This window comes from Streptomyces viridosporus (assembly GCF_002078235.1).
GTDB classification, from domain to species: domain Bacteria; phylum Actinomycetota; class Actinomycetes; order Streptomycetales; family Streptomycetaceae; genus Streptomyces; species Streptomyces viridosporus.
Genome location: NZ_MSGP01000033.1, coordinates 1 through 8,058 on the forward strand (window position 1 = coordinate 1; position 8,058 = coordinate 8,058).

Below are 8,058 nucleotides of genomic sequence, written 5' to 3' on the forward strand. Positions count from 1 at the left end.
AGCGCGGTCAGACCAAACTCCCGGACTGGAAAGAGGACCACAACCGCTCACACCGCAAGGTCCGCGCCCGCGTCGGGCACGTCTTCGCCCGCATGAAGACCTGGAAGATCCTCCGCGACTGCCGCCTGAAAGGCGAAGGCGTCCACCACGCCATGCTCGGCGTCGCCCGCCTCCACAACCTCGCCCTCGCCGGGTGACCGGAAAACGACGCTGGTCATCCAGCATGTCGTAGATCATTTACGGGACAGCACTTACCCACGCTCGCCTGCACCGTGTGCTCCCGATGGAAGGCAATGGCGCATCCGACGACGCACGACGGGACTCCGGGCACTACGAACACGTACAAGGAGAGCGGTATCCACTGTGAAGAACCACTGAAATTCCGGGCCAGGAGATCGGCCAGAAACGGGCGGGCCGAACCCGGCCACGCGGGGAGCTCGCCGACCGAAACAGATCGGATCTCTCGAGCCGGCACACCATCACAGACTCGCTTGTCATACAGAGGGAAAACCAGGGGGGAACATGCTCAATCCGTTATTGCAGGGGCTCATAGACCGCTGCCGAGACCCCGAGGACCCCGGGGTCCTCACGGACTGCGCCACCGACAGGACGGTCCCTGCCCGACAATTCTGGGAGGACACCCAGCGCGTCGCTCATCAGCTGCGTGATCTCGGGGTCGCGCACGGCAGCCGGGTGGTCGTCACCATGCCTGCTGGGGAAGTGTTTGCGCACATCACCTACGCGTGTTTCATTCTCGGCGCCGTACCCGTATTCGTCGATGCCGGAACGCCGGGCCCCGTCCTGGCGAAGTGCGTCGAGGATTTGGAACCCGCGCTTTGGGTGAGCACCGACCCTGTGCCCGGGCACCAGACTCACCCGTCAAACGCGCTGGACGTACGCCACAGCGCAAGAGCGGCCGAAGAAGAGGCCATAACCCCCGAGTCGGCACAGCCTGGTGACCCGGTGCTACTGATCTACACCAGCGGCACCACCGGACTACCCAAGGGAGTCCCGTGGACTTGCTCCCAGCTCGCCTCCTACCTCCGAGTGCAGCGGGAGTCCTATGAGCGGTACGGCGTCGAGTCCGAGTTCGCGTTCTTCTCTCACCTGGGCATCAAGGCCATCGCGATGGGACGCCGGGCCGTCATCCCCGACCTGACGGAAACACAGCCGGCCCTGCTACCGGTCGACTACGCCATCCGGCAGATGACCAAGCATGGCTGTGACTACGTCTTCGCCTCGCCGGTGTTCTGGAAGCGGCTCACCGAACGCTGTGAGGAGGGGAATCTCGACGCTCCCCCGGTCAAGGTCGCCGCAACTGCGGGAGCCGCGGTGAACCAGCGCATGCTGGAAAACCTCGCCCAGGTCATGCCCGAGGCACGCATCTATGTGCCCTACGCCAGCACGGAGGCGCTGATGCCGATCACCCTGATCGACTCCGTGACGCTTGCCGACCTCACCGAGCACGGCACGAAACAGGGCCGTGGTGTGCCCCTCGGGCACGCGGTCGACACCCGCGTCGAGGTGATCGACACGGCGGTCGCCGACCTGGCCGGCATCTCTGATGCAGACTTCCTTCCCCGGGGCCAGATCGGAGAGCTGGTGGTCAGCGGGCCGCGGGTCACCACCGAGTACTTCCGGCGCCCCGAACTCACCCGGTACGCGAAACTGCGCCACCGCAACGACGACTCGCTGTGGCATCGCATGGGTAATGTCGGCTACGTGGACGAGGACGGCATGGTCTGGTTTCTATGCCGCAGAAAGCATGTCGTCGACACCGCCGCCGGGCGGGTGTACCCCGACCAGCAGGAGCAGCTGTACAACCACCACCTGGGCGTTTATGTCAGCGCGGTGATCGCGGTTCCCGGCAGCCCGACGGTGTTTCTCGTCCTTCCTGACTCCGCGTCGGGTCACGTCACGCAGCAGGATGTCGACGCGGTGGCGGGGCGGCACGCGCTGCTGGTTCCCACGCTGCTTTTCCACCCGGGGCGTCTTCCCTCCGACCGTCGGCACAACAGCAAGATCGACCGCGAGGCACTGCTGGACTGGGCGCTGGCTCACACCAATGGGGGGCGAGACTGACATGGAGTTCGGGGAACTCTTTGAGTTCTACCTTGAGGCGTGTTCCGACCGGAAGCAGGTGACCGAGCACCTCACCGACCTTCTGTCGAGCTTTCCCGAGAAGTCCGTCATCGACTGCTCAGTGGGCACCGGGTTCATCACGCTCGACCTGATCCAAGACGGTTACAACGTCATCTGCGCCGATGGAAGCGCTGCGATGTTGGAGCGTTTCGAGGACAACGCGGCCGCCATGGGGCTCGATGTGAAACCGCTGCTCCTGAACTGGGCGGACCTCGCCGGTACCTTTCCCAATGTCTTCGACCTCCTGATATGCCGCGGGAACTCGCTCGTCTACGCGAGCGTGTGGGACGACGACCGGCCTTCCGCAGATTCCGGTGCCATCGTCGAGCATCTGAAGAGCATGTACGGCGCTCTCAAGCCCGGCGGCTTCCTGTACGTCGACATTCCTGCCGAACACAAGGAGCCCGACCTCGGCGGTCGCATTCGCCATACGCCGCGCGAGGTACGTGGCCGGATGGTCTCCGTCTCTGAAACCATCCAGGCGCTCCCCGAGGTTGGCCTGCGACGCTGGGATATTCGGATGGAGATCGATGACGAGGTCTTTGAGTTCACCCGGCACTCTTACATGCTCGACGAGGCGCGGCTGCGTCATGCCCTGGGACAGGCCGGCTTTGCTGAGATCATGCCCTTGGAGGGCAACATGCTCCGCGATCACTACCAGGTGTTCACGGCGCGTAAGCCGCTGGTGAACGTCATGCGTCGGTTCGCCCGACCCGTGCAGGCAGTGCCGGGATGACCAGTGTCTGGACCGTGCGAGGTGGGCCGTCGTGGATGCGACGGCCCACCTGGCGGCACCACCGTGGATCCCCGTTTCGAAAGGTGGGCGCATGGAGATTCGGTAGTTCCGAAAGCTCGGCAACGTCTGCTACGAAATCCGCGGCCCAGTTGTAGCGGAGGCGAACGCGTTGGAGGACGCCGGCCTGGGGGCTGGCGGCTTCGGTGATGTACCGGTATACGGTGGTGGTGCTGGCGCCGAACCCGACGGTGAGCCGGGCGTAGGTGTGACCGCACCGCAGATGCGCCAGCACAAGCAGCGCTTGCCGCCCGGCGGTCAGCCGGCGCCACCGTGTGCCCAGTTCGCGCCGACGTGCGGTCAGTTCACGGGCGAGGAAGCGCAGGGCCGCGCTGGACAGATCGACACCGGATGGGTGGGCAAGCACGCAGAAGCTCCTGGCAGGACGGCGTGGACTCGACACCCACTCGTCTACCGGGAGCTTCTCTACGGGCGCTGTCACATTGTTGGGTGTGTGAGTGTCTGATGGCGCCGTCGGGGCGTGGTGGGCTTGCGCTTCGGGCCTGGGGTCAGGCCGTGGTGGACCGGCCGGCAGCGCCGGTGATCTGGTCCCAGACGGCGAAGCGGACGGTCATCTCGGCGCGGTAGTGGGCGGCGGTCATCAGGTGGCGGCGTGGCCGGAAGTGGGGCGAGATGCCACTGAACGCGGACAGGAACCGCTGGGCTGCGCCGATGCTGCGGGAGCCCTTCATCGCGCGTTCGCGCTGCCGGGTGGGCTGATGACTGTTCTCGGCCCGGTTGTTCAGGCCCTTGTGGGAACGGTGCTCCACGGAGGGCATCACCTCGCGGTGGGCCGCGCCGTAGGAGCGGAGCTTGTCGGTGACGATCACCCGCGGCACCGAGCAGGTGTTCCCGAGCAGTTTGCGGAAAAAGCGCCTGGCCGCGGCCTTGCCCCTTCGGCTCTGGAGAAGGATGTCGAGCGCGTTGCCGTCGGCGTCGACGGCGCGCCACCGGTACTTCGGCTCGCCGTTGATCTTGATGAAGACCTCGTCCAGGTGCCACTTGTCCCCGGGCCGGGGCCGCCGGCGGCGCAGGCCGTTGGCGTAGCCCTGCCCGAACTTTGCGCACCAGCGGCGGACGGTCTCGTGGGAGACGAGCACGCCGCGCTCGAGCATCAGCTCCTCGACCTCGCGGAAGCCGAGCGGGAAGCGGAAGTACAGCCACACGCAGTGCGCGATGATCTCCACCGGGTACCGGTGCCCCTGGTACGACGGCGGCGCGGACGACACGAGCGAATCCCTCCCCGGCACGACCAACCAGAAGATCATCCCAAGCCGGTCAACCAACGTGACAGCGCCCGGCGAACTACTGGCCAAGCGGCGGATCAGCGATGACGCGGCCGGCTACCGGATACTGCTCGAGCTCCTGGCCGAGCATGGCGACAGCCCCGAGTCGCCGATACCGGTGGCCATCGAGACCAGCCGAGGCCTGCTCGTGGCAGCCCTGCGGACCGGCCGCCGCAGGGTCTTCGCGATCAACCCGCTTGCCGCCTCCCGCTACCGCGACCGCCACGGTGTGTCCCGCAAGAAGTCCGACCTGGGCGACGCCCTCGTGCTGGCGAACATCCTCCGCACCGACATGGCCGTGCACCGGCCGCTGCCGGCGGACTCCGACCAGGCCCAGGCCATTGCGGTGCTGGCCCGGGCCCAGCAGGACGCCGTCTGGAACCGCCAGCAGATCGGCAACCAGATCCGCTCCCTGCTGCGCGAGTACTACCCCGCAGCCCTGGATGCCTTCCTGGCCAAGCAGGGCGGGCTGGCCCGCGAGGAGGCCCGCATCATCCTGGCCAAGGCGCCGACGCCGACCGAGGCCTCGCGGCTGTCGCTGAGCCAGCTGCGCTCCGTACTCAAGCGCGCCGGCCGTGTCCGCGGTATTGAGGAGGAGGCCGACCGCCTGCGCGGTGTCCTGCGCGCTGAGTACGCTCACCAGCCCGCGGCTGTCGAGGATGCCTTCGGCAAGCAGCTTCTCGCTCTGCTGAAGCAGCTCGAAGCAGCCTGCCAGGCCAGTGAAGATCTCGCCGAAGCAGTCGATGCCTGCTTTCGTGAGCATCCGGATGCCGAGATACTCCTGAGCTTCCCCGGCCTCGGCGTCCAGTTCGCGGCACGTGTTCTCGCCGAGACCGGCGACGACCGCGACCGCTTCGCCGACGCCCGCGGACTGAAGGCATACGCCGGATCCGCACCGATCACCCGCGCCTCCGGCAAGAAGCACTACGTCGGACGCCGCATGGTCAAGAACAACCGACTCCACCACGCCAGCTATCTCTGGGCCTTCTCCTCCCTGCGCTCATCACCCGGGGCGCAGGCTCACTACCGCCACCGACGCGACCTCGGCGACTGGCACGCACAAGCTCAGCGGCACCTGTTCAACCGCTTGCTCGGCCAGCTGTTCCACTGCCTCCAGAAGCGGGTCCTCTTCGACGAACAACGTGCCTTCAACTCGCCCGTATCCTCATCAACGGCAGCTGCCGCTTGACGTCTTCAGATCCCGAGATGTCTATCGGGACACGCTCCGCCGGCCCGGTGCCGGTACGTGCCGCTCCGACCGGGCCGACAGATCAAACACAAGGCACATGCAGCCAGCCAGAGTACGAGTCAAGCCACGGCCGGAACGGCACGACCATCATGCTCACAGCCGGAGTAGTTCCGCCGGTCGGCCTTCCCGGTGCGGCGCTGGGGGGCGATGAGGGTGCCGTCAATCAGGACCACCTCCCCCTTCCCGGACCGAGGCACGGATTCCCGTCCTTGACTCAGCAGCCCGCCGTAACGTTCCCGCAGTAGATCCACCCTCTGGTGAAGCCGTTATCAACGTAGTACCACCTGTTCCCGAACTCGTTGTAGGCGTAATGACTCCACAGCAGACTGTCTCCAGGGGCCGTGTTGTAGTACCACTCACACGCTTCCTTGTAGCAGGCACGAATCTTGCCGCCCCGAGAGACGGTCGGGTACCACGCCATGACCGCACCGGAGGCACTGTCTGCTGCCTCCGCCAGCGGGGTGACGGGTGCGGCTTGGGCGGAACCCGCCGTGGTGGTTGCGAGTCCGGACGCGAGGAGCACGCCGGACGCGAGAACGGACAGGACAACAGGCATTCTCATGGGATCTCCACAAGTCGTCAGCCGGCCCGGGAGGGCAGGCGGGGCTGGTGCGGCAGGCCGGGCGGACGGGCCGGCGGCAGTTCGCCCGCCGCGTGCAGGTGCTCATGGTGCGTCGGCGGTTGGAGACCTCGCCTCGTGCCCGGCGAGGTCTCCAACCGCCGACGCCGACCTGACCGGTTCAGGTCCTGTGGGGTGGTTCGTCAGCTCCAGCTGCCGCATCTCCGTGAGGCCCCGGCGTCACTGGTGCACACTCTGAACCTGGCCTGATCACCGGTGTAGGGGTAGGCGGCCCATCCCCACAGCCCGCCTGCATCGGGCGCGCATCCGACGCCGCATGTGGCCTCAAGAATGATTTCGCTGTCGTAGCCGCTCGACGTGTAGCCGACCCACAACTCGGCCCGTCGGCCGTCCTTGGCGGTGTCCTTCAGGTAGGTGGGCAGCTCGTTGTATTCCGGGGACATCCACCACATGTCCGGGTCCGAGCACACTGTGCCTTGGAAGTAGGCACCAGTGACGGACGTGTAGATGTTGCGGCAGCCTTCGGCCACCGCAGCTGGTGTTGCGGAGGCCGTGCTCGTTAGACCGGTGAAGGCGAGACCGGCGGTAAGGGCGACAGCGGTCAGGACGCGACTGAGAGTCCTGCCAACCTTGGCCTTGCCCAATGTTCCCCTCCTCGGAAGGAAGCCGATGTCCAGCGCGACAGAAGGCGCCACACGATGGGCGGATTGCTCTGTTGCGTCGAAGACGAGGCTGATGAGTCGGCGACGACTGCCACACGACGATTCGATCGACGATGAGCATGTCCGCACGGCCACTGAACTGACAAGGGAAGTCACCGTTCGCGTCTGTTCGGAACGATGCTGACTGCGTTCCGAACGCACTCGAACAAGGCCAGTTTCGATAGCGACCGATCACCACCTGTGGGCGCATGCTGAGGTAATGAGCCAGAGAAGGGACGGTTTCACCGAGTCAGCGGAGGGACCACCACAACCAGCGCAGGCCAACACCCCTGCCGAGTTCACTGCGGCACTGCGCAGGCTGCGGCTCTGGACCGGACTGACCTACCGTCAGCTTGAGGACAAGGCCACCGCACACACCAACACACTCCCGGCCAGCACAGTCGCAACCACTCTCGGCCGCACCACTCTGCCCCGAGAACGGTTTGTCGACGCCTTCACCCGCGCGTGCGGCCTTGGTGAAGAAGAAGTACGCCAGTGGCTCGAGGCACGCCGCCGCATCGCCACCCAAAAGCCTGCATCAACCGGCGACGAGGGGGGCGACGATCGCGACGTATCAACCACCGGTGTGTCTGTCCCAGCACACGCCCCGCGGTGGCGCCAGGCGGCCGGCCTGCTCGGTGCCGCGGGCATCGCGGTCGTGGGCACACTTGGCGTCATCAGCCTGTTCCACGGCTCGTCGGCGCCGGCCACCCCGCCCGCGATGCCGGTGACCGGACTGCGCATGCTGGCCGTGGGCAGCTGGGCACGTATCCACCCCGCTCGCGCACCCGAGCTGTGTCTCACCGAAGGCAGGGATCGCACAGGCCAATACCGAACCGCCGTCACCGCTCAACGACCCTGTGCGAAGGCCGTCTTGCCACTGGTGTTCCTCGAACCACTGGGCAAGGACACCGTGCAGATCCAGTGGCACCACCCGAAGTACGGCATCGGCTGCCTCACAGTTCTGTTGAAAGGGCCGGGGCGCGACCTGCTTGAGCCCCGCGACGACTGTGCCGACGACAACCGGGCCCAACAGTTCCGCATCGAGCCCTTCGGCCCGTCTGCTACGGCCCACTTCCGCATCCGCCCGGTCGCCACCGGCCAGTGTCTGAGCCTGCGCGACCAAGACACCAAGGACGGGGCGGAAGTCGTCCAGGGCCGCTGCTCCGGCGCCGCCGACCAGGACTTCCTGATCGAACTGATTTCACCTCCGCAAGTCGCCACCGGACGCACCCAATAAGAGCTCCTAACGGAATGCGGTTTGCAGGCGGCGCCAGCAGATCAGCGAGCAGGCGAGTTTGAGGAAC

Annotated in this window: 8 protein-coding genes and 1 pseudogene; 5 read left to right on the forward strand and 4 right to left on the reverse strand. The window is 66.3% G+C overall.

The genetic code is table 11. The features are described from left to right. From B7L92_RS02495 to B7L92_RS02505, 3 genes are all read left to right on the forward strand, one after another. Nucleotides 1–197 (forward strand): transposase (locus B7L92_RS02495; RefSeq protein WP_143626222.1); only part of this gene is annotated, 197 nt, incomplete at its 5' end. Between the two features lie 325 nt (nt 198–522). Then, on the forward strand, nt 523–2,082 hold the full coding sequence (locus B7L92_RS02500; protein ID WP_081235864.1) for an AMP-binding protein: 1,560 nt from the start codon (nt 523–525) through the stop codon (nt 2,080–2,082). Between the two features lies 1 nt (nt 2,083). Then, nucleotides 2,084–2,878: a class I SAM-dependent methyltransferase gene (locus B7L92_RS02505; RefSeq protein ID WP_159460993.1), complete on the forward strand. Its 795-nt coding sequence runs from the start codon at nt 2,084–2,086 to the stop codon at nt 2,876–2,878. Nucleotides 2,879–3,074: 196 nt separating this feature from the next. Here the strand turns inward: B7L92_RS02505 and B7L92_RS02510 are convergent. Next, nucleotides 3,075–3,302 (reverse strand): annotated as a pseudogene (locus B7L92_RS02510) (helix-turn-helix domain-containing protein); the annotation flags it as partial. 142 nt (nt 3,303–3,444) lie between these two features. Further along, nucleotides 3,445–4,203 carry an IS6 family transposase gene (locus B7L92_RS02515; RefSeq protein WP_081235866.1) on the reverse strand — a complete coding sequence of 253 codons (759 nt, stop codon included), beginning with the start codon at nt 4,201–4,203 and terminating at the stop codon, nt 3,445–3,447. Here B7L92_RS02515 and B7L92_RS02520 point away from each other — a divergent pair. After that, nucleotides 4,112–5,410: an IS110 family RNA-guided transposase gene (locus B7L92_RS02520; RefSeq protein ID WP_438363930.1), complete on the forward strand. Its 1,299-nt coding sequence runs from the start codon at nt 4,112–4,114 to the stop codon at nt 5,408–5,410. The two genes, B7L92_RS02515 and B7L92_RS02520, sit on opposite strands and share 92 nt — an antisense overlap. Before the next feature lie 274 nt (nt 5,411–5,684). Here B7L92_RS02520 and B7L92_RS02525 read toward each other — a convergent pair whose 3' ends face one another. Together B7L92_RS02525 and B7L92_RS02530 are read right to left on the reverse strand one after the other, a co-directional pair. Then, nucleotides 5,685–6,026, reverse strand: coding sequence for a hypothetical protein (locus B7L92_RS02525; RefSeq protein ID WP_081235867.1), 342 nt, complete (start codon nt 6,024–6,026; stop codon nt 5,685–5,687). 206 nt (nt 6,027–6,232) lie between these two features. Continuing rightward, nucleotides 6,233–6,694, reverse strand: coding sequence for a hypothetical protein (locus tag B7L92_RS02530; protein ID WP_081235868.1), 462 nt, complete (start codon nt 6,692–6,694; stop codon nt 6,233–6,235). A gap of 277 nt (nt 6,695–6,971) precedes the next feature. Between B7L92_RS02530 and B7L92_RS02535 the strand changes: the two genes are divergently transcribed. Then, nucleotides 6,972–7,991 carry an XRE family transcriptional regulator gene (locus B7L92_RS02535; protein WP_081235869.1) on the forward strand — a complete coding sequence of 340 codons (1,020 nt, stop codon included), beginning with the start codon at nt 6,972–6,974 and terminating at the stop codon, nt 7,989–7,991. Nucleotides 7,992–8,058: the final 67 nt, after the last annotated feature.